Raw genomic sequence first — 22,455 nt, 5'->3', positions numbered from 1 at the left:
GATCATTGTCCAGGCCAGTTGTCGTACCAGTGGTCAGGACTGTACGTTCCCCAGCCCTGCTCTTGAGACCTGTACCACCAGTGTAGTTGCGTGTCTTCACTCCGCATTGCACCGTCGACGCCTTGATTGATGCCTACGCCGCCCGGAGTCTTATTCCGATGAAGATCCGTACCGGCGCCTCGGTGCACGTTCTGATCTAGTTCATGAATCGGCGACCCGGGCATCTGATCCGCGTGGTGAATCTCAATTCGATCACCGAGTTGATTCGGGCGCAACCCCAGAGAGCCTCGGATGATGTCGGACCGAGTCCAAGGTCCCGAATGCCTGATTGGGTCATCCGCTGGCCCTGCCCCCGTTCCTTGAGCGCAGTTGCATTCCACTCCATCTGGAGTGTCACCGCAGTTGTGAACGAGTACCGGAGTGGCCCCCGCCAGCACATAGTACGTGTGGAGGTCGGAGACGGTCAGGTTGTTGACCGTGGACTGCTTGACGGTCCAGCGTTCGATCGACGTGATCTGGACGTACGTGCCGGCGCTGGTCCGCAGCCACTGGCCCGACTTCAGGTCGGTGGCCTTGATCCACTCACCGAGCTCGGCTACCCAGAAGGGGTGGCCGTCGGTCGCGGTGACCTCGGCGGTCTTCGAGCCGTGCTTGCCGTCGATGTCGATGGTGACCTTGACCAGGTGCTTGAGGCCCTGGCCCTTGATCTCGGCGGTGACCGTCTCGATCCGGGTCTCCCCGGACTCGGGATCGGTCGCGACGACCTTGTCGCCCACCTTGATCTTCTCGATCGCCTTGGTGGAGCCGTCGGCCATCAGCACCTTCGTGCCCGGCACGAAGCTGTTGCAGGTGTCGCCCTCCCCTGCCTTGCCAGAGCCGCCGCCGCCGCTCGTACCACCCTTGCTGCGGGAGGAACCGCCGGACTTGCCGCCGCCTCCGCCGCCGCCGGACTTGCCGCCTCCGCCCTTGCCCCCGCCGGCGTGCGAGGAGGCCTTGGGTGCGGCCTTGGCCTGCGACTGCTTCTGGACGGGGTTACCCGTCTTCCGCTTCGCCGCGGCCGCCGCGTCGGCTCTTCTCTTGGCGGCCTCGGCCGCCTTCTTCTTGGCCCTCTGCGCGGCTTCCTTCTTCGCCCTCTCGATCGCCAGCTTCTTGGCCCGTAGCGCGGCGGACTCCGCCGCCTTGGCCGCCTTGAGCACCGCCTCGGCCGCCCGCTTGGCGACCTTGAACGCCTTGATGGCGTCGATGGTGCGGTTGACCGCCTTGATCACCGCCGGGATCTTCCCGAGCTTTGCCCACGGGATGGCGTCGACCGCGATGCTGACACAGGACCACATGTCGCCGCCGAAGCAGGCGATGGCGTCGTTGATGCCGATGAAGTCCTTCAGCGTCTCCCACGCGACCGCCAGGATGACGGAGGTGAGGGATTTGCCCTGCATCGCCTGCGCCTGCGCGACCTGCGCCGCGGACAGACCCGCGCCGGCGAGGGCCGCGGCCTTCTCCGAGGCGGTCAGGCTGATGGACAGACCCGTCGGGTCGGAGTACGTGACCGGGTTGTTCTGCGCGTACGCGTACCCGTTCGACTGCAGGGGGTCGTTCAGGTCGAGCACCGGGTCGACGGACAGGAAGCGTCCGACCACCGGGTCGTAGAGACGGACGCCGAGCGGCTGGTAGCCGGAGGAGTCGTCCCTGGTCTGGCCCAGGAACCCCTTGTGGTTCTGGAGGTTGGCACCGGCGGTGCCGCGCTCGTTGCCGAAGGGGTCCTGCTTGCGGATGCGGACCGGCATGGTGCCGTAGAGGCCGACCTCCGTGTACGCGCTGCCCTGGTGGTCCGTGGTCTGGGCGACCAGGGTCTCCCCACCGCTGCCGTAGGCATAGCGCATGACCGCGCCACCGGGAACCGCGTAGGTGCGCTGGGTGCTGACCAGGACGCCGCCCTGCTGGACGGTGACCTCGGCTTCGCCCAGGTGCAGCGTGGCCTGCTTGCCCTTGATGGTCAGCAGCCGGCTGCCGTCAGGGCCGTAGATGTGACGCGTGTCGTTCTGCGGCTCCCACAGCTGCGCCGTGGAGGAGCCGTCGCAGGCGGCCAGCACGATCGGGGTCGAGTTGGCGTTGACCGCACCCTGGACCGCGAGGCACAGGCTGGGAGTGCCGGCCAGTGCGAGCTGGCCGGTGGAGTTGCGCCGCAGCTCCTGCGCGGCCGAGCCGTCGCACTTCTGGATCTGGAGCGCCGACCCGGCCGAACTCGCGGTGGGCTGGAGACACCAGGTGCCGTACACCGAGAGCGTGCCCCGGTTGGGGTCGGTCTGCGGCGCCGACGCGGTGCCCGGAGTGGGCGTGAACGTGAAGTTCTGCGCCACCGAGCCGTTGCAGGAGTACAGCTGGATCGGCTGGCCCGCCGCGCCCGCACCCGACTTCAGGTCCAGGCACTTCTGGCCGAGACCCACATACGGGGTCTTGCCGCCGGTACCCGCACCGGTGATCCGGTCGACCTGGCCGTCGTAGGTCCAGGTCAGCTCCTGCTTGTCGCCGTTCTGGATCGAGGTGACGGACTTGGTCTCACCGGTCAGCTCGTACAGACGCGTGGCCTCGGCCGTGACCTGCGCACCCGCGGGGGTCTTGTAGGTCTTCGACACCTTGGTCAGCGTGTGCGGCTGGTCCTTGGCGGCGTTCTTGCCGTACGCGTACGTGGAGACCGCGTTCTTGGTGGTGTCGCCGGAGAGGTCGTTCTCGGTCAGCTTGGTGCGGTTGCCGAGCAGGTCGTACTCGTACTCCTGCCAATAGCCGGAGTTGTCCGCGCCCGCGGAGACCCGGAGCGTGCCGTCCGGGTTCTTGTTGAGCGTGCCGTCCGAGTTCCTCGGGTTGACGCAGGTCGTCTGGTCCTTCGACGTCCAGGCCGACTTCAGCTGGCCCAGCGGGTCGTAGACGAAGCACTGGCGCTCCGCGATCCCGGTGGACTTCTCCTGGATCGAGGTGACGTTGCCGGCCGGGTCGTAGGTGTACGCCCGGTTGGACACCAGGTTGCCGCCGACGACGCTCTTGTCGTCCGTCTTCTCGCGGTAGACCGACTGCTCGGTGAGCTCACCGCTGGACTCGTCGAAGGCGTTCTGCGTCCACACGCGGTACGGCTGGGCACCGAGCGTGGAGCGGAGCACCTGGCCGTAGGCGTCGTAGCGGGTCTCGGAGCCGTACCAGTCCTTACCGGAGATGGAGAGCGGCTTGCCGTCCTCGTTGTAGCGGACGACCAGCTTCTCAGCGGCGAACTTGCCGACCGCCGGGAGGGTGGTGTCGTCCAGCATGCCCTTGTCGTTGTACGTGTAGTCGTACCTGTATTCCTTCTGCAGTCCCCAGGTGTCTGCGATGGACTGCGGCAGGGACAGCGTGGTCGAGGTCGGCTGGTAGTCCTTCGTGTAGCCGTTGACCGTCTGCGTGTACGCGAGGCCGTCGGTGTAGCGGGTGGCGGTGGCGGGCATGCCCTTGCCGCCCGTGGCGGAGTCGTACGTGAACTCCGAGAGCAAGGTGCCGGAGGAGTCGTTGAGACGCTGCTGCTTGGGCCGCGACAGCTCGTCGTAGCTGTTCCAGACCTTGACGCCTCGGTCGTTCGTGCTCGTCTGAGGCCGGCCGAAGGCGTCGTACGTCGTGCGCGTCGTACCCGAGTCGGGGTCGGTCGCCGTCTCGAGCTGGCCGTTGTGGTTGTACGTCCACGTCCACGGGTGCGTGTCGTCCGCCGAGGCGGTCGCCTTCTTGACCTGGCCGTGCGCGTCGTACTCGTACCGCGTCGAGGTGAACCCGCCGGGGGCCGCCGGGTTGAAGGTGTCCGTCCGGACGGTACGGCCGGTCGCGTCGGTCCAGACGCGGTAGGACGAGTCGCCCTCCGGCTGGATGACCTTCGACCAGTCCTCGCCGTACTCGTAGCGGACGGCCCGGTCCTCGTACGCCTTGGAGAAGGACTCCTTGGTGTCCGGGTCGATCCACTTGAGGTACGGCGTCTCCTTCAGCACGCGGCCGAGACCGTCGTAGGTGTAGCGCGTGATGTTGGGGACGGCCGTGTCGGCGAGCGGGCTGAACAGCTCGCCCGGCTTGGCCTCCTGGGTCAGGTAGGCGTTGTTGGTCTGGTAGACCTCACCGGAGCTGTTGTACAGCGTGTCGGTGATCAGCCAGCCGGCGTCGTTGTCGGCCTCCTCCTGCGTCTGCCGCTCACGGCCGAGGCCGTCGTAGAGGGTGACGGAGGTCTCGATCCGGTCCTCGTAGCCACGCGCGTACGTGGTGACGTACGGAGGCTTGCGGATCTTGAGCTTCGGGTCGTCGGGGTCGGTCTCCTCCGCCGGGATCGTGTAGACCGCACGGAAGTCCGCCACGCCGTTGCCGGGGGTACGGCCCGGGGCCCAGGCCTCGGCGAGCCGGCCCAGCGGGTCGTACACGGCCTCGCTGACCTGGTTGTTGGCGTCGGTCGTCTTGACGGTGACCGAGCGGCCCGGCTCCAGCTCCTGGATCTGGCTGTGCCCGAGGACGTTGGTCGTGGTGACCTTGAAGACCTGGCCCGTGGCCGGTCCTATGGAGTCGTAGGTGATCGTGGCGGACTTCGGAGTCGGCTGGGCCAGCTGATCCGCCGGGGTCTGCTTGACCACGCGTCCGATGGCGTCGAACTCCGTGGTACCGGTGGTCTGGAAGCCGGTACCGGTGCCGTTGAGCGTCCACGACTCGGTGGCCAGGCCACGGGTCGAGGACCCGAGCGCGGTGCCGTAGGCCGTGCCGTCGTACGCGGTGCGCTGGCCGCCGGTGAGCGTCGACAGGTCCGACCAGTCGGCGTTCTCGCAGGTCGTCGGCGAGACCAGGACCTGCTTGGACAGGCCGATGAGGTTCTTGTCGGTCCGGTGCAGGTACTCCAGCTTGGTGCAGGACTCGTCACCGGGTTCGGTGATGTCGCCCAGGGACTCCACCAGGGTCGGCAGACCGTAGGTCGCGTCGTACGTCGTGCTGGTCCTGACCGTGCGCAGGGTGCGCGGGTCGTCGGTGTTGGTGCCGGACGACCTGGTGTACGCGATCTCCTCGGGCTCCGTGACCCGCCAGGCCCGCAGCGGGCTCAGTCCGTCGTCGCGGTCGCGCCTGGCGAGTTCGGTGGCCTCGGGCTTGGTGACCGAGCGGGACAGCCAGTCGGAGTCGGCCTTGGTGGAGTCGGTGTACGTGATCTCCTCGGCGATCCGGCCGGCGAACGGCTCCTGGTCCTTGGCGATCTCGGCGCCGGTGATGTCCTTGACGGACACGGTGTCGCCGAGTCCCCGGAAGAAGCGGGTGACGGACTTGGAGCGCTGGCCGGCGGTGTCCGGGGTGTCCTCGACGACGGGACCCGTCAGGACCGTGGTCTGCTCGACGCCCGCGAACTGCGAGTAGGTGCGGGTGGACTTCTTGGTGAACTCGGCCTCGGCGAGCTTCCAGGCCGGGTTCTTGTACCGGTATTCCGTCCTGGTGGTGAAGTTGCCGTCGATGTTGGGCAGTTCCTCGACGGTGTCCACGACGTACTTGTGGAACCAGTCGATGTCCTCGACCTCGGGGTCGGGGTTCCAGAACGACGGGTAGCAGAGCCGGTCGTTCACCTTGAGCTGGGCCTGCAGCCGGGCCATGGCCGTGGCCCTGTCCTCGCCGGGCTGCTGGTCGAGCACGGGGAGGTTGCCGGTGAGGCAGTCGCCCTCGATCGGCTTGTACGTGACGATGGTCTCGCCGCCGTACTCGTTGACGACGCGGCCGATGCGCAGCCGGGAGAAGCCGGGGCGTGACGGGTGGACCTTCTTGACGCGGTTCGGCATGTCCTCGGCGTTGGGCTCGAACTTCACCGTGTTGAGCTGCACGCTCGCGTCGGTGGAGCCCTTGCGGGCGTAGCCGGTGCGCTGGACCGACTCCAACCACAGGGCCGTGTTCGGGCCGGTGAGCAGCTCGGCGAAGCTCTGCTTCAGCTGGTACTCGTCGACGACCTGGCGGGCGGCGGTGTCCGTGCGCCGCTGGGCCGAGGTCGTGATCTTGTCGAGGCGCTTGCGGGTCCAGAAGGACGGACCGGCGTTCCAGCACTTCTTGCCGGCCTCGCAGCGCATGTCGACCGGGGTGTCGAACCAGGGCCGGTAGTTGCGCGGGTCCTTGGAGGTGAAGTTGGCGTCCGAACAGGTGACGTCGTCGACGGTGTAGCAGCGCTCCGCCACCGTGAAGCCGACCCGGGCCGGGGCCTCCGCCGTGAAGATGCTATTGCTGCGCTGGCCGTAGTAGATGTGGTCGAGCCAGCCGTCGCGGTCGTAGGGGACCGGGTCCTTGAAGTTGAAGTTGCGGGCGTAGTAGTTCGGGGCGTCCTTCTTCCACCACAGCGACATGGCGTTGCCGTGGACGTCCTCGACGTAGTCGAGGCCCCAGCGCCAGCCCTGCGTGCACCAGGAGTTCGTCCAGTCGGTGGTCGTGGGGCCCTTGTAGCAGTCCTCGCCCGAGTGGTTGCCGTAGACCGGGACCGTGAGCACCGAGTCGGTGGTCGGGTCGTCGGCGGCGGTGCCGTGGTCGGACCAGCCCGGGAGCTTGTTCTTGCCGAAGTGGTACTTCGTGCCGTCCTTGGTGGTGACGACCCAGTACTCACCGTCCTTGGCGCCGTTGCCGGTGGCCTCGCCCTTGATCAGCTGGACGGTGGAGCCGTCGCCGTTGGCCGTGAACCACTTGCCCTTGTCCGCGTCCCAGACCAGCTCGGTGGTCATGCCGCCGAGGGAGAGGGTGGCGTTCTCCGAGCCCCAGCACAGGTCCGCGGTGCGGTGGGTGGCGTTGTTGGAGCCGGCCTTCTTGGAGTCCTGGCGGCAGTTGGCGTACGTGCGGGTGATGGAACCCGCGTTGTAGTCCCAGCCGTCGCCGATCCAGGAGGCCTGGTTGTTCGTCGAGGACGTGCGGCCGTCGACGGTCTGCGAGGAGTACGCCAGGTTGACCTTCGGCATCAGGCCGCCGGCGGTCTCCGGGACCTGGATGTCGTACGAGTACGTGAAGGCGCCCGAGGAGGAGCCCGACGACCAGGAGCCGGAGGACAGCAGCGGCGAGGCCGTGAAGTCACCGGTCGCCGACGAGCCGGTGTCGAGGCCACCGATGGCGGCGCCGCCGCCCGCGGAGACCGCGGGCTGGACGCCCTCCCGGTAGGAGGCCTTTGTCGCCCCGGAGGGGACGAAGCCCTCGTCGAGGAGGCTGGAGACCGGGATGGTGCCGCTGAGGATCTTGTGGGTGGGGGCGTTCTTCGCCGTCCTGGCGTTGGTCGGCGCGTCCTTGGCGGGCACGGTCGTCACCGTGCTGCGCAGGCGCTGGAAGTTCTTCCTGCCGTTCTTGACGTTCTTGTCCCCGTCGGACAGGGACATCGTGCTCGTACCGCCGCCCTCGGCGCAGTCGCCCTCGGTCGGGGAGGAGTACACGCACTCGGGCAGCAGCATCAGACCGAAGCGTTCGACGGCCTGCGGTCCGTAGAGGTCCGCGAAGCCCGCGGTGTCGATGCTGATCGCCACTTCGGCGGCCGGGTCGACCGTGGCCGGCGGGGTGAGCTTCATGATGATGCCGGAGACGCCCGCGTCCTGCGAGGTCGTCTGCGGGGCCACGCCCACGGTCCAGTCGCCGGCGAGGGCGGCGGCGTCGCCGCCCTCGGGGACGCCGATGGCGACGGGCAGGTCGTTGCTGACCGGCTTGGTGGTGCCGGGCGCGCTGCTCGCGTCGAGTGTGGCCTGACCTGTGCCGGAGGCCCACGCCGCGGTGGCGGTGGGGGTGTACGAGGTGACCGGGTTCTCCGGTGCGAGGGTCAGGGTCTTGTCCGCCAGGTCGTCGCCCTCGACCTCGGTGGCCTTCGGCAGGTCCGGGAGGTCGACCTCGGCGATCGACTTCTCTCGGTTCATGCCGGGGCCGGGAACGGCGAGCGCCTCACCGCCCAGGCTGGTCAAGGTCATTGTCAAGGACAACAGCAGGACGACCCCCGTGCGGCTTCGCCGCCGGCGCCATCGTTGTGACTCCGTCATGGCTGGGCGTCCCCGCCCCAGCCATGACAGCCGACCTGAAGCACGCATACGCGTCGACTCCCACCCTGGCGATTCAAACGACGGACGAGGTGCGGAAACACCAATAGGCACACCCCTGGCTCAGGCGCATGCGTGTGGCACCTTCTGTCATGTCCGCCGCATACGCAAGATCGCCGCAGAGTGCCAGAAGCCGGCGAAAGTGATCTGCGACACGGTGCGTAACGGTTCAGACCGCTCCAGTAACGGCCAATCAGAAGGATGGTGGAAACCCGGTGATCGCCACCAATGCGGCCCCGGAAATGCCCGCGAAACGGGCTCAGCTAACAGCCAGTCAAGTCCGTTCCATGCCCATGTAACGGATTCATAAAATCTTCACCGTGGACGTAAATACTTCACATGTGTGATCGTGTGCCCGCCTTCTGCCCCGCGGCCTGCCGACCGGGGCTGTCTGTGCTGTCCTCAATCCGCTTGGTTCCCACGGGAGTAGACCGCCGTGACCGCGCCGCCTCGCTTTCTCAGCCCATTCGTGCGCACGCGCACGCGGCTGTCCCTGACCCTCGGCCTCGTGCTGGCCGCCCTGACCGCCGCCCTGCTGCCGTGGTGGCAGCCCGGCGGCTCTCCCCCGGCCACAGCCGGCCGCGGCGCCAGCAACGCCACCCCTGCCTCCACCGGCCCGCGCGACGAGGCCGCCGCGATGGCCCAGGCCATGCGCACCCACAAGCAGGTGCTCGTCGACACGGCGACCAGCGCCACCACGCTGACCTGGGCACTGCCCAACGGCCGCTTCAAGTCCCGGATCACGGCCGCACCGACCCGGGCGAAGAACGCCAAGGGCCAGTGGGCCCCGGTCGACAACACGCTGAAGCGAACGGCCGGCGCGCCCGGGGGCCTTGGTATCGCGCCCGCGAACCCGGCGGTTCCCGTCCGCTTCGCGAGCGGCAACGCCCGCAAGACGCGGGCCGACCGCTCGTTCGCCCGCCCCGAGACGCCGGGTGAGACGGTGCTCGCCGAGGTCGAACTGGGCGGCCACACCGTCGCGTACACCTGGCCGGACGCACTGCCCGAGCCGGTCCTCGACGGTCCGCGCGCCCTGTACCCCGAGGTCCTCCCGGGCGTCGACCTGCTGCTCGTCGCCCGCGAGGAGGGCGGTATGGCCCAGGTCCTGATCGTCAAGACCCCCGAGGCCGCGCGGCAGGAAGCGCTCAGGACCGTCCCGTACGGCCTGCGCTCGGCCACGGCCGTGTTCCGGCAGGACCGCAAGGCCGGCCGGGTCCAGGTCCTGGACAAGGCCGGCAAGGAGGTCGGCTCGATCCCGACGCCGTTCGCGTGGGACTCCAGCGGCCGGGACCCCGAGCTGCCCGAGGGCACCACGCACCGTACGTCCGTCGCCACCCCGGCCGACGTGCTGAAGCTGTCGGGCCTGACCGGCATCGAGCCCGGCGCGCGGTCCGCGCCGCTGCCGGTCACCCTGGACGGCGAGAACACCCACACCGCCCGGCTCGGCATCGGCTTCGCCGCCACCGGTCTTGCGGCGCGCAAGGACGTCACCTACCCGCTGTTCGTCGACCCGTCGCTGAACCCCGGCTGGGACGCGTGGACGGTGGCCTACAAGCCGTACCCGAGCACCAGCTTCTACAACGGCACCAACTTCTCCTCCGGCACCTCCGACGCCCGAGTGGGCCACGAGGACGACACCGGCGGCACAGCCCGCTCCTTCTGGCGCATGGACTGGTCGAGCAGCATCAAGGGCGCGGAGATCACCAGCGCGACCTTCAAGGTGCTCAACAACCACTCCTGGTCCTGCACGAACCGCGAGTTCCAGCTGTGGCGCACCGGCTCGATCTCGTCCGGCACGACGTGGAACGCGCAGCCGAGCTGGTCCGACGAGATCCAGCGCAAGTCCTTCGCGCACGGGTGGTCGTCGACGTCCTGCCCGGACGAGTATGAGGCCTTCAACGTCAAGGACGCCGCCCAGTACGCCACCGACCACGGCAATTCGACCCTCACACTGGGCATGCGGGCCACGAGTGAGTCGGACACCCAGACCTGGCGCAAGTTCAAGGCGACCTCCGCGACCATCGAGGCCGTCTACAACCGCAAGCCGTACGAGCCCACGAACGGTTCCTCCAAGCCCGGCGGCTCCTGCACCCCCGGCCCCGGCGCGGGCGTGACGGTCGGCAAGACCAACATCACCCTGTCGGTGACCGCCAAGGACCCCGACAACAACATGAGCAAGGTCCGCTTCCGGTTCTGGAAGACCGGCGGCACGGTCCCGGCCGGTGTCGAGATCCCGATCGGCGGCACCGGCGGCACCGCCACGTACACCATCCCGTCCAGCGATCCGCTGCTGAAGGACATCACCACCAACACCACCTTCTCCTGGGACGCCATGGGCAAGGACTCGGCGGGTGCGACGTCCACCAACTACCCACCGGGCACCGAGCCCTGCCGCATCACGGTGGACCCGAGCGGACCGTCGCAGCCCATCGTCACCAGCGACGTGTTCCTCAAGGCCACGTCGGACGGCGCCACGTGGGCAACGGTGAAGTTCGGCACGACCGGACCGATCACCTTCGAATCCCCGGGAGCCGTGAGGTTCACCTACGCCTGGGGCGGCGTCAGCCCGGCCCCGGTCAACGCCGACGCCAATGGCGTCGCCACCGTCCCCGACCTGCGGCCGCTGAACGCCGGCCCCAACACGCTGCAGGTCTACGCCTACGACAGCCTCGGCAACGCGAGTGCGCGAACGGACTACACGACCTACGTCCCGCCGAAGGACAACGCCGACGCCCCGGGTGACACGGGCGGCGACGGCACCGCCGACCTGATCCTCATCGACAACAAGGGCGTCCTGCGGACATACGCGGGCCAGCCGGGCGGCGAGCTGTACGGCTCGCTGGTCGCCTCGTACACCATGGGCGCCGACGGCAAGCCGGTGCTGACCCCGGCCGGTCACTGGTACGACGCGACGGCCGGCAAGGCCGCGCTCATCGCGCACTACCAGGACGCCTATCCGGGCGACGGCACCACGGACCTCTTCGCCGTCACCCCGGACGGCGGGTTCTGGCTCTACCCGGGCGACGGCTACGGCTCGTTCGACGTCGACCAGCGGTTGAAGATCCGCCTCCCGTCGAACGCACCCGCGCCGGCCACCTGGACCCAGCTCAAGGCCATCGGCGACATCACCGGCGACAAGCTGCCCGACCTGGTCCTGCGCGCCGGCGCGGCCTACTGGGTGCTCTCCGGCTACAGCGGCGCCACCTTCCAGACCGCGACCTTGATGAACCCCGACGCCTGGGCGCGGCGCGACATCGTCAACCTCGCCGACATGAACAAGGACGGCACGCCCGACCTGCTCTGGCGCAACCTGGACACCGGCACCATGTACGTCCGGCACGGCAGGCCCGGCACCGTCTCCGGCAGTGTCGACCTCAACTCCCTGATGCTCGCGGCCAACGCACTCGACGGCGACGTCCAGTTCGGCACCAGCTGGACCGAGACCAACGTCGACGCGGCGATCGGCATCCCGGACATCAATAACGACGGCATCCCGGACATCTGGGCCCGGTTCCCGTCGGACGGCCACATGGCCATCTACTATCCGTCCACCACCAACACGAACCCACCGGTGAAGACCGTCATCGGGTCCGGCTGGACCGACAAGCTGGTCTTCGGGTGATCCTGCCCGTCTGACCCGGCCCGTTCCTCACGAGTTCCCGGCCCCGTCGAGCTTCGGCTCGGCGGGGCCGGGAACTCGTCACGCACACGTAAAAAGCCGCGAGTGCCCCGCGCGCACGGATCGCGCGGGGCACCCGCGGGGCACTCGCAGGGTGACGTCAGACGATGATCTGCTTCTCGCGCAGCGCCGCGATCTCGTTCGCGTCGTACCCCAGGTCCGCCAGCACCTCGCTGCCGTGCTCGCCGAGCAGCGGCGCGCCCTTGATCTCGGGCTTGAAGTTGGAGAACTTGATGGGGCTGCCGACCGTCAGGTAGGTGCCGCGGCCCTTCTGCTCGACCTCGACGATGGTGCCGCTCTTGCGCATGTCGGGGTCCTCGGCGAGCTCCTTCATGCTGAGGACGGGGGCGCAGGGCACCTCCCACTTGCGCAGGATGTCGACGGCCTCGTACTTGGTCTTGTCGGCCAGCCACTTCTCGATCTCGCCGAAGATCTCGAAGATGTGCGGCTGGCGCGCCTTGGCGGTCGCGTACTCGGGGTCCTCGGCCCACTCGGGCCGGCCGATGGCCTCGGCGGTGCGCTTCCAGTTCTGCTCCTGGATCGTGAAGTAGATGTAGGCGTTGGGGTCGGTCTCCCAGCCCTTGCACTTCAGGATCCAGCCCGGCTGGCCGCCGCCGCCGGCGTTGCCGCCGCGGGGCACCGCGTCGCCGAACTCGCCGTTCGGGTACTGCGGGTACTCCTCCAGGTAGCCGACCTTCTCCAAGCGCTGCTGGTCGCGGAGCTTGACGCGGGTCAGGTTGAGGACGGCGTCCTGCATGGACACCGAGACCTTCTGGCCCACACCGGTCGCGTTGCGGTGGATGATCGCCGTCAGCAGGCCGATCATCAGGTGCATGCCGGTGTTGCTGTCGCCGAGGGCCGAGCCGCTGATGGTCGGCGGGCCGTCCCAGAAGCCGGTGGTGGACGCGGCGCCGCCGGCGGCCTGGGCGACGTTCTCGTACACCTTGAGGTCGTTCCAGGACGAGTCGTCGTTGAAGCCCTTGACCGAGCCGAAGATCAGGCGCGGGTTGAGCTCGTGGATGTGGTCCCAGCCCAGGCCCATGCGGTCCATGGCGCCCGGGGCGAAGTTCTCGACCAGGATGTCGGCCTCGCGGATCAGCTTCTCCATGACCTCCTTGCCCTCGGGGGTCTTGGTGTTGATGGCCAGCGAGCGCTTGTTGCTGTTCAGCATCGTGAAGTACAGCGCGTCGAGGTCCGGGTCGTCCCGCAGCTGGTTGCGGGTCACGTCGCCGCCCTGGGGACGCTCGACCTTGATGACGTCGGCGCCGAACCAGGCGAGCATCTGGGTGCACGCGGGACCGGCCTGGACCCCGGTGAAGTCGATCACCTTGATCCCGGCGAGCGGCTTTTCACTCATGGTGGCTTCCTTCTTGTCTGTTCGCGGTGCGCGGGTGGGCAGTGCTGGGGAACGGTGCTTCGGGGTACGGGAGATCGCCGTACGCGGACGTCACTTCTTGGCCGGCACGATGTTGCCGACGGTGATGCCCTTGGGGTTGAGGTGGGAGATGTGGCCGCTCTCGGTGCCTGCCGAGGGGTCGATCACGCAGTCGATGAGGGCAGGGCCGCCCGAGGCGAGCGCCTCGGTGAGGGCGGCGGTGACCTCGGCGGGGGTGGTCGCGCGGTAGCCCTTGCCGCCGAACGCCTCGAACATCATGTCGTGGCGGGCCGCGGACATCAGCGTCGTCGGGGACGGCGCCTCGTCGTAGGGGTTGACGTCGTCGCCGCGGTAGACGCCGCCGTTGTTCATGATGACCGTGACGACGGGCAGCTTGTAGCGGCAGATCGTCTCGATCTCCATCCCGCTGAACCCGAAGGCGCTGTCGCCCTCCACGGCCACGACCGGTGCCCCGCTCTCGACAGCGGCGGCGATGGCGTAGCCCATGCCGATGCCCATGACGCCCCAGGTGCCACTGTCGATGCGGTGCCGCGGCACGTGCATGTCGATCACGTTGCGCGCGATGTCGAGCGCGTTGGCGCCCTCGTTGACGAGGTAGATGTCGGGGTTGCGGTGGATGACGTCGCGTACCGCCTTCAGGGCGCCCATGAACTGCATGGGGTGCGGGTCGGCCTTGAGCCGCTCGGCCATCTTGGCGACGTTCCGCGCCGAGCGCGCGCCCAGTTCCTCGCGCCAGGCGGCGGGGGCCGCGATCCGGCCCGGCTTGGTCCGCTCGACGAGGGCCTCGACGACCGACTCGATGTCACCGACGAGCGGGGCGGCGATGGGCTGGTTGCTGTCCATCTCCCTCGCCTCGATGTCCACCTGGACGAACTTCGCGTCGGGGTTCCACTGCGGCGCCTCGCCGTGGCCCAGCAGCCAGTTCAGGCGCGCGCCGACCAGCATGACCACGTCGGCCTTCTTCAGCGCCAGCGAGCGGGCGGTGGCCGCGGACTGCGGGTGGTCGTCGGGCAGCAGGCCCTTCGCCATGGACATCGGCACGTAGGGGATGCCGGTGGACTCGACGAACTCGCGGATCCGCGCGTCCGCCTGGGCGTAGGCGGCGCCCTTGCCCAGGACGATCAGCGGTCGCTGCGCGCCGGCCAGCAGCTCGATCGCGCGGTCCACCGCCTCCGGGGCGGGCAGCTGGCGCGGAGCCGGGTCGACGAGACGGCTCAGCGTCTTCGCGCCCTCCCCGGCGTCCATGATGGAACCGAGCACCGCGGCGGGGATGTCGAGGTAGACACCGCCGGGGCGCCCGGAGACCGCGGTGCGCAGGGCGCGGGCGATACCGCGGCCGATGTCCTCGACCCGGCTGATGCGGTACGCGGCCTTGCAGAACGGCTGCGCGGCGGCGAGCTGGTCCATCTCTTCGTAGTCGCCCTGCTTGAGGTCGACGAGGTGGCGCTCACTGGAGCCGGAGATCTGCACCATCGGGAAGCAGTTGGTGGTGGCGTTCGCGAGCGCCACCAGTCCGTTGAGGAAGCCGGGCGCCGATACCGTCAGGCAGATGCCGGGCTTCTTGGTGAGGTAGCCGGCCGCCGCCGCGGCGTGTCCCGCGTTGCTCTCGTGGCGGAAGCCGATGTAACGGATGCCCTGCGCCTGGGCGAGCCGTGCGAGATCCGTGATCGGGATGCCGACCACCCCGTAGATGGTGTCGACGTCGTTCATCTTGAGCGCGTCGACGACCAGGTGGTACCCGTCGGTGAGCTCGGCCGGTGCGTCGGCGTTCGCCGCGGTCTCCAGTGGTGAGGGGGCGGTCATGGTCCGAGGTCCTCCTTGGGCAAGTCATGCGTGCGGCTGCTCCTCTCACGATCGGCAGCCGGCTCCGCCGCGTCCAAGACCTATCGGCGACCAGCCGATAAACGGCGTTTATCGACGCACGCCACAGGGGCGTCGAGGTGGGTTGATAGACCTCCGCTATCGACCGTTCGCCAGTGCGTATTGGACGCGTGCCCGGCGCCCCGCGCAGTCTCGCTGAGGACGGTTCATCAGAGATTCCAGGCGCGAGGAGGTGCGGCCATGGCCGTTCCGGCCGCTGCATCGGTGCGCGACCCCGACCGTTACCGGCCGCCCGTGGTCACGGGCCTCACCGATCTCCTCGACCGGCATGCCAGGGGGCGTCCGCAGGCCCCGGCACTGATCGCCGGCGCGGACCGCGCGGAGGTCTCCTACCGCGCCCTGGACGAGCTGGCCGACGCGGTGGCCGGTCAGCTGACCGCCGGGGGGCTGTGCCCAGGGGACGCGGTGGGCCTGGTCAGCGCGAACACCGCCGAGTTCGTGGTGGCGTTGCTGGGCGGGGCGCGGGCCGGTCTTGTGGTCGCACCCGTGGACCCCGCGCTGCCCGAGTCGCAGATGTCGGCCCGGCTGGAGGCGCTGGGGGTACGGGCCGTGCTGCTGGGCCCGGCCGCGGGCGGCGCCCCGCCGCCGGCCGTGGGGAGCGGTGTCCCGGCGTGGACGGTGCGGGTGGACCTCTCCGCCGCCGGCAGGGCGATGGCCGCGCTGGCGACGGACGCCGGCGCGCCGGCCGCCGCGCGGGGCGCTGCCGGTGAACTCACCGCGCAGGACGCCCTGGTGCTGTTCACCGCGGGGACCACCGACCGGGCGAAGATGGTCCCGCTGACGCACGGCAACGTGGCCGCCTCCGTCCGCGGCGTCTGCGCCACGTACGAGCTGGGGCCCGGCGACGCGACGGTCGCGGCGATGCCGTTCTTCCACGGGCACGGGCTGTTCGCCACGCTGCTGTCCACGCTGGCGAGCGGTGGCTGCGTGCTGCTGCCCGCGCACGGGCGGTTCTCGGCGCACACCTTCTGGGACGACATGCGGGCGGCGGGTGCCACGTGGTTCACCGCGGTCCCCACCATCCACGAGGTCCTCCTGGAGCGGGCGGCGACGGATCTCACGGGCCCGCGGGTGCCGGCGCTGCGGTTCCTGCGCAGCAGCAGCGCCCCGCTCAACACGGCCACCCAGCGGGCGCTCGAACGCGCCCTCGGCGCACCCCTGCTGTCGGCGTACGGCATGACCGAGTCCGCGCACCAGGCGACCAGCGAGCCGCTGCCGCGGCACGGGTCGCTCAAGCACGGTTCGGCCGGCCGGCCGGCCGGCCTGGAGCTGCGGGTCCTGGACCCGGACGGGAAGCCGTGCCCGCCCGGCGGCGTGGGCGAGGTGTGGGTGCACGGTCCCCCGGTGGCCCGCGGCTACCTGGGCAACCCCGCCGAGACCGCGCACGGCTTCGCCGACGGCTGGTTCCGCACCGGCGACCTGGGCGTGCTCGGCGAGGACGGCGACCTGTTCCTCACCGGGCGGCTGAAGAACCTCATCGTCCGCGGGGGCGAGAAGGTGGTGCCCGAGCACGTCGAGGACGTGCTCGCCGGGTGTCCGGGGGTGGCCGAGGCCGCCGTGTTCGCCGTGCCCGACGCGACGTACGGGCAGCGGGTCGGTGCCGCCGTGGTGCTGTCCGGGGCCGAGGCGCCAGGGGCCGAGGAGGTGCTTCGGTACTGCCGCGGCCGTCTGGCCTCCTTCGAGGTCCCCGACCGCATCCGCATCGTCGCCTCGCTCCCGCACACGGCGAAGGGAGGGCTGGACCGGGCGGCGGTGGACCTGCTGTACGCGCGGGACCCCGTGTGGCCCGGGCTCACCTGACGCGGTGCTCCGCCGGCAGCGGCTCGTCGAAGAACTCGTCCAGCGACAGCCCGGCCGCGGCGTTCATGAACGCCCGCGCCGCGACCGAACCCGGGGTCGCGGCGTGGATCGCGACCGAGACCTTGGCCCTGGCGTCCGGCTCGACCAGGCGGACGGCGCGCATCCGGCCGAGCGGCGGCATCGCGCGCAGCCAGGTGTGCGGGACGATGCTGGCGCACGCGCCGGCGCCGACGCTGGCGTAGAGGGCGGCCACCGAGTCCGTCTCGACCTGCGGGGTCACCACGACCCCGCTCTCGGCGAACGCGTCGTCGATGACCTGGCGGATCCTCATGTCGGGAGTCAGCAGGGCGAGCGGCATCGTGGCAGCGTCCGCCCACTTCATGGTGTCGGTCTGCGGCAGCAGCTGGTCGCTGGAGGCGAGCAGCATGTACCGCTCCTCGTACAGCGGCATCACCTGCAGGTTCTCCCGGTCGTGCGGGGCGAAGTGCGCGATGGCGGCGTCCAGCTCGAACGCGAGGAGCTGGCGGTGGAGCTCGGTGGTCGACAGCCGGGAGCGGACCTGGACCTTGGCCAGCGGATGGGCCGCGCAGAACGCGGCGACGGGCAGGACCAGGGTGGTGGACGCGGTGGGTTCGGTGCCCAGCCGCAGTGTGCCGGTGATGCCCGACTGGACGGCGGCGACCTCGGCCTTGAAGGCTTCCTGCTCGGCGAGGATCCGCTTGGCCCAGACCACCAGCCGTTCGCCCTCGGGCGTGAGGCCCTGGTAGTTGTGCCCGCGGTTGATCAGCGTGACGTTCAGCTCCCGCTCGAGCTTGGCTATCGCCGCCGAGAGCGCGGGCTGCGACACGTAGCAGGACTCCGCCGCCCGGGCGAAGTGCCGCTCCCTGGCGACCGCCACGAAGTACTCCAGCTGACGGAACAGCATGAACGACTCCTTTCTGCCTGTGGCCGCGGTCGCGCCGGCACGTCCCGCTGGAGTCGCCACACCGTCCGTGCCGGCGGTCGAAGCTCCCCGGGGTGAGAACGTCCCAGGGGCGGCCGACGGCGGACGAGCCGGTTGCGGTGTGACCGGGCAGAGCCTACCGAGCCGGATCGCGGCCCTCGTTCGTGCGTGCCCGCGCATGCGGTGCGGGCTCCTGCCCCGGGGCCCGGTCCCGTCGCCGCGACGGGCCGGGCTCCGGAGGTGTTGCGGCGGTTCGTCCGGCGGTGGGCCGGCGATCCCGGGGTGTCCCGGGAGCGGGTGGGTGACGAGCGGGGGACGGGTCAGGCGGGGACCGGTCTCCGCGCGGTGGCGCTGTCGTCCCGGGCCGCGGTGACGCCGCGCGCCAGCAGGTCGGTCGCGGCGTGGACCGCCCGCAGGTTGGGGGCGTCCGCCCCGGAGATGTCGGCCATCTCCACGACGGCCGTCACGATGGCGTCGAGTTCCAGCTGCTTGCCGGCCTCGAGGTCCTGGAGCATCGAGGTCTTGTGGTGTCCCACCCCCTCGGCGCCCCGAAGCCGCTTCTCGATCGAGATGTCGGGGGTGCTGCCGACCCTGGCCGCGATGTCCAGTGTCTCCTCCATGAGTTGGGTGACCAGCCGCCGGGTGTGCGGGTGCTTGCAGATGTCGACCATCGTCGCCCTGGTGAGGGCGCTGATCGGGTTGAAGGCGACGTTGCCCATCAGCTTGATCCAGATGTCGTCGCGCAGGTTCGGCTCCACCGGGCACTTGAGGCCGCCGGCGATCATGGCCTCGCTCAGCTCCGAGCACCGGTCGGAGATCGCGCCGCCCGGCTCGCCGATGGAGAACCGGGTGCCCTCCAGGTGCCGGATGACGCCGGGGGCCTCGATGACCGTCGCGGGGTAGACGACGCAGCCGATGGCGCGTTCCGGCGCCAGCACCGCGCTGGTGGCGCCGCCGGGGTCGACCGCCTCGATCCGCCGCCCCTCGTAGGGGCCGGCGAGCTCGTGGAAGTACCACCAGGGGATGCCGTTCTGACCGGCCACCACCGCGGTCCTGTCACCGAGGAGCGGGGAGATCAGCGGTCCGGAGGTGGCGTAGGAATGTGCCTTCAGGCCCAGGAAGACGTAGTCGACGGGGCCGATCTCCTCCGGGTCGTCCGTGGCGTGGGGCTTGGCCACGAAGTCACCGCGCGGGCTGTTCACCCGGACTCCGTGGGCGCGTATCGCCTGAAGATGCTCACCCCGGGCGATCAGGTGGACGTCGGCGCCACCACGGTGCAGTGCCGCGCCCACGTAAGCGCCGATCGCACCGGCTCCGAGGACTGCGATTTTCACGGCGACTCCTCTCCATTCGAAGGGGGAGTGGATACTGTATGCAGTACCCTCTTGGGATGTACAGTCCCCTCACACGAAGTCGGGCGCCCGGAACCGGGCGGGGTCCCGGCTCACGCCGCATCCAGTCCCCGGCGCCCCGCTGGGCCATGAACCGGGTCACACACGCTCCGGACAGGTTGACCGAGCACGAAGCAGGGGAACGCTTCGCCGCACACACGCGGTCCCGGGCGCGCACGGCCGCGCCACAGGGCCGGGGAACACGCAGTGCGGACGACGGCTCGGCTGACGAGCCGTGACGTCGGTCAGAAGCGACGGAAAAGGAGAGCGATGTCGGATTCACCCCCTCAGCAGATCGGTGTCGTCACCGAGTCCACCGCCGGGGAGACGCGAGTGGCGGTCACACCGGACAGCGTCCGCCGGCTCATCGGCCTCGGCTACGAGGTCGTCGTGGAACCGGGGGCCGGTGCCGCCTCCGGCTTCTCCGACGAGGCCTACGCCCAAGCGGGCGCGCGGGTCGGCGAAGCCTGGCAGGCGGACGTGGTCCTCAAGGTCAACGCCCCCTCGCACGAGGAGATCGAGAAACTGCGCGACGGAGCGACCCTCATCGGGCTGATCGCTCCGGCCCACAACCCCGGCCTCGTCGAGGAACTGTCGGCACGGCCGATCACGGTCCTGGCGCTGGACGCCGTCCCGCGCATCTCGCGGGCCCAGTCGATGGACGTGCTCAGCTCGATGGCGAACATCGCCGGGTACCGGGCGGTGATCGAGGCGGCCCACGTCTTCGGGCGCTTCTTCACCGGACAGGTCACCGCGGCGGGCAAGGTGCCCCCGGCCAAGGTCCTGGTGGCCGGCGCGGGAGTGGCGGGTCTCGCCGCGATCGGCGCGGCCGGCAGCCTCGGCGCGGTGGTCCGGGCCACCGACCCACGGGCCGAGGTCGCCGACCAGGTCCGTTCCCTGGGCGGGGAGTTCCTCGCCGTCGAGGTGGAACAGGAGGCGAGCGGCGACGGCTACGCCAAGGCGACCTCCGAGGAGTACGACCGGCGTGCGGCCGAGATCTACAGCGAGCAGGCCGCGGACGTCGACATCATCATCACCACCGCGCTGATCCCCGGCCGCCCCGCCCCCCGGCTGATCACGGCGGCCGACGTGGCGTCGATGAAGCCCGGCAGCGTCATCGTCGACATGGCCGCGGCGCAGGGCGGCAACGTCGAGGGGACGGTCAGCGGGAAGGCGATCGTCACCGGCAACGACGTGACGATCATCGGCTACACCGACCTGGCGGGCCGGCTGCCGGCCCAGGCGTCGCAGTTGTACGGGACCAATCTCGTCAACCTGCTCAAGCTGCTGACGCCCGGCAAGGACGGGCGGCTGACGCTCGACTTCGACGACATCGTGCAGCGGTCCGTCACGGTGGTGCGGGAGGGCGAGAAGACCTGGCCGCCACCGCCCGTCCAGGTGTCGGCGGCGCCCGCCGGGCAGGCCCCGGCGCCGGTGGCGGCCGCACCGCGGCCCAAGGAGCCACGTCTGTCGCCCGCCGCGCGCTACGGTCTGATCGCGCTCGGCATGCTTGCCATGTTCCTTGTGATCGCCTTCTCCCCCGCCCAGCTCGTGGGCAACTTCACGGTGTTCGCGCTGGCCGTGGTCATCGGTTACTACGTGATCGGAAAGGTCCACCACGCCCTGCACACACCGCTGATGTCGGTCACCAACGCAATCTCGGGGATCGTGGTGGTCGGGGCACTGCTGCAGATAGGCCACGCCGGACCGGCCGTCACCGTGATGTCGGTCGTGGCGATCATGTTGACCACCGTGAACATCTTCGGAGGATTCGCCGTCACCCGCCGCATGCTCGGCATGTTCTCGAAGGGCTGAGGATCGATGAACACAACCACGGCCGCCCAGGCCGCCGACATCGTCGCCGCGCTGCTGTTCATCTTCAGCCTGGCCGGACTCTCGCAACACCGCACCTCCCGCGCCGGAGTGGCGTACGGCATCGGCGGCATGGCGCTGGCGCTGATCGCCACCGTCGTCGCCGCGGCACGGGACATCCCGGGCAGCGCCGTCGGGCTGATCGTCGTCGCCACGGCCGTCGGCGGCGCCGTCGGCCTGTGGCGGGCGCGCCGGGTCGAGATGACCCGGATGCCGGAACTCATCGCCGTCCTGCACAGCCTCGTGGGCCTCGCCGCGGTGCTGGTCGGCTGGAACAGCTACTACGAGGTGGAGGCGGACGGCGCCGCGCAGACCCGGGTCGCCGGCGACCTGCTCGGCATCCACCACGCGGAGGTGTTCATCGGCATCTTCATCGGCGCGGTCACCTTCACCGGCTCCATCGTCGCCTTCCTGAAGCTGTCGGCGCGGATCAAGTCCCGTCCGCTGACGCTGCCCGGCAAGAACGCCCTCAACCTCGGGGCGCTCGCCGCCTTCGTGGCCCTGACGGTGTGGTTCACGGTGAGCCCGAACCTCGGGCTCATGATCGCCGTCACCGCCCTGGCACTCGCACTCGGCTGGCACCTGGTCGTCTCGATCGGCGGCGGTGACATGCCGGTCGTCGTCTCGATGCTCAACAGCTACTCGGGCTGGGCCGCCGCCGCGGCGGGCTTCCTGCTCGACAACAATCTGCTCATCGTCACGGGTGCGCTCGTCGGCTCCTCCGGCGCCTACCTGTCGTACATCATGTGCAAGGCGATGAACCGGTCCTTCCTCTCGGTGATCGCCGGGGGCTTCGGCGCCCCGGCGCCGACGGGCGGCGACGTCGAACAGGGCGAGCACCGTGAGACCACCGCGGAGGAGACGGCCGAACTGCTGGAGAACGCCACGTCGGTGATCATCACCCCCGGCTACGGCATGGCGGTGGCCCAGGCGCAGCACCCGGTGGCGGAGCTGACCCAGGCACTGCGGCGACGCGGGGTACAGGTCCGCTTCGGCGTCCACCCGGTGGCCGGCCGGCTGCCCGGGCACATGAACGTGCTGCTGGCCGAGGCCAGGGTGCCGTACGACGTCGTGCTGGAGATGGACGAGATCAACGACGACTTCGGCGACACCACGGTGGTGCTCGTCATCGGCGCCAACGACACCGTCAACCCGGCGGCGGAGGAGGACCCGGCCAGCCCCATCGCCGGCATGCCGGTGCTGCGGGTGTGGGAGGCGGAGAACGTCGTCGTCTTCAAGCGCTCCATGTCCTCGGGGTACGCGGGGGTGCAGAACCCGCTGTTCTTCCGCGAGAACAGCAGCATGCTCTTCGGCGACGCCAAGGAGAGCGTGGACGCCATTCTGCGCGCGCTGAGCACGCCGGATCCCGGTTCCGCGGCATCCCGGGGCCTGCGCACCGACCAGCAGCCCGCACCGGCCTGACGGGCATT

Annotated in this window: 9 protein-coding genes; 4 read left to right on the top strand and 5 right to left on the bottom strand. The window is 69.8% G+C overall.

All coding sequences use genetic code 11. From position 1 onward, the window contains the following. Positions 1 to 2: 2 nt before the first annotated feature. Positions 3 to 7,937 carry a polymorphic toxin-type HINT domain-containing protein gene (locus ACRWNP_RS31155; RefSeq protein WP_431967286.1) on the bottom strand — a complete coding sequence of 2,645 codons (7,935 nt, stop codon included), beginning with the start codon at positions 7,935 to 7,937 and terminating at the stop codon, positions 3 to 5. Between the two features lie 562 nt (positions 7,938 to 8,499). Here ACRWNP_RS31155 and ACRWNP_RS31150 point away from each other — a divergent pair. Further along, complete coding sequence (locus ACRWNP_RS31150; RefSeq protein WP_431967284.1) at positions 8,500 to 11,685, top strand: DNRLRE domain-containing protein; 3,186 nt, start codon at positions 8,500 to 8,502, stop codon at positions 11,683 to 11,685. Between the two features lie 157 nt (positions 11,686 to 11,842). On the opposite strand, the gene frc is transcribed toward ACRWNP_RS31150, so the two are convergent. Then, positions 11,843 to 13,099: a formyl-CoA transferase gene (gene frc, locus ACRWNP_RS31145; protein ID WP_431967282.1), complete on the bottom strand. Its 1,257-nt coding sequence runs from the start codon at positions 13,097 to 13,099 to the stop codon at positions 11,843 to 11,845. 90 nt (positions 13,100 to 13,189) lie between these two features. Next, entirely contained in the window at positions 13,190 to 14,941 is a 1,752-nt protein-coding gene (gene oxc / locus ACRWNP_RS31140; protein WP_431967280.1) for an oxalyl-CoA decarboxylase, read from the bottom strand. 258 nt (positions 14,942 to 15,199) lie between these two features. Here oxc and ACRWNP_RS31135 point away from each other — a divergent pair, with 258 nt between their 5' ends. After that, positions 15,200 to 16,819, top strand: coding sequence for a FadD7 family fatty acid--CoA ligase (locus tag ACRWNP_RS31135; protein WP_431967278.1), 1,620 nt, complete (start codon positions 15,200 to 15,202; stop codon positions 16,817 to 16,819). Here ACRWNP_RS31135 and ACRWNP_RS31130 read toward each other — a convergent pair. Both ACRWNP_RS31130 and ACRWNP_RS31125 read right to left on the bottom strand, forming a co-directional pair. Further along, positions 16,812 to 17,744: a LysR family transcriptional regulator gene (locus ACRWNP_RS31130; RefSeq protein WP_431967276.1), complete on the bottom strand. Its 933-nt coding sequence runs from the start codon at positions 17,742 to 17,744 to the stop codon at positions 16,812 to 16,814. The two genes, ACRWNP_RS31135 and ACRWNP_RS31130, sit on opposite strands and share 8 nt — an antisense overlap. Positions 17,745 to 18,082: 338 nt before the next feature. Then, on the bottom strand, positions 18,083 to 19,096 hold the full coding sequence (locus ACRWNP_RS31125) for a 2-dehydropantoate 2-reductase (RefSeq protein ID WP_431967274.1): 1,014 nt from the start codon (positions 19,094 to 19,096) through the stop codon (positions 18,083 to 18,085). 327 nt (positions 19,097 to 19,423) lie between these two features. Here ACRWNP_RS31125 and ACRWNP_RS31120 point away from each other — a divergent pair, with 327 nt between their 5' ends. Further along, complete coding sequence (locus ACRWNP_RS31120; RefSeq protein ID WP_431967272.1) at positions 19,424 to 20,968, top strand: Re/Si-specific NAD(P)(+) transhydrogenase subunit alpha; 1,545 nt, start codon at positions 19,424 to 19,426, stop codon at positions 20,966 to 20,968. A gap of 6 nt (positions 20,969 to 20,974) precedes the next feature. Next, a complete protein-coding gene (pntB, locus tag ACRWNP_RS31115; RefSeq protein ID WP_431967270.1) occupies positions 20,975 to 22,447 on the top strand; it encodes a Re/Si-specific NAD(P)(+) transhydrogenase subunit beta in 1,473 nt (490 codons plus the stop codon). Positions 22,448 to 22,455: the final 8 nt, after the last annotated feature.

Origin of the sequence: Actinacidiphila sp. bgisy160 (assembly GCF_965342435.1) — a bacterium.
In the GTDB taxonomy this organism is placed as follows: domain Bacteria; phylum Actinomycetota; class Actinomycetes; order Streptomycetales; family Streptomycetaceae; genus Actinacidiphila.
This window is presented reverse-complemented; position numbering and strand designations above follow the sequence as displayed.

What these genes read in the sequence shown, in the direction of transcription:
- oxc (WP_431967280.1), bottom strand. Translation starts at nt 14,941, where the DNA reads ATGACCGCCCCCTCACCACTGGAGACCGCGGCGAACGCCGACGCACCG.
- ACRWNP_RS31135 (WP_431967278.1), top strand. Translation starts at nt 15,200, where the DNA reads ATGGCCGTTCCGGCCGCTGCATCGGTGCGCGACCCCGACCGTTACCGG.
- ACRWNP_RS31120 (WP_431967272.1), top strand. Translation starts at nt 19,424, where the DNA reads ATGTCGGATTCACCCCCTCAGCAGATCGGTGTCGTCACCGAGTCCACC.
- ACRWNP_RS31130 (WP_431967276.1), bottom strand. Translation starts at nt 17,744, where the DNA reads ATGCTGTTCCGTCAGCTGGAGTACTTCGTGGCGGTCGCCAGGGAGCGG.
- ACRWNP_RS31155 (WP_431967286.1), bottom strand. Translation starts at nt 7,937, where the DNA reads ATGACCTTGACCAGCCTGGGCGGTGAGGCGCTCGCCGTTCCCGGCCCC.
- pntB (WP_431967270.1), top strand. Translation starts at nt 20,975, where the DNA reads ATGAACACAACCACGGCCGCCCAGGCCGCCGACATCGTCGCCGCGCTG.
- frc (WP_431967282.1), bottom strand. Translation starts at nt 13,099, where the DNA reads ATGAGTGAAAAGCCGCTCGCCGGGATCAAGGTGATCGACTTCACCGGG.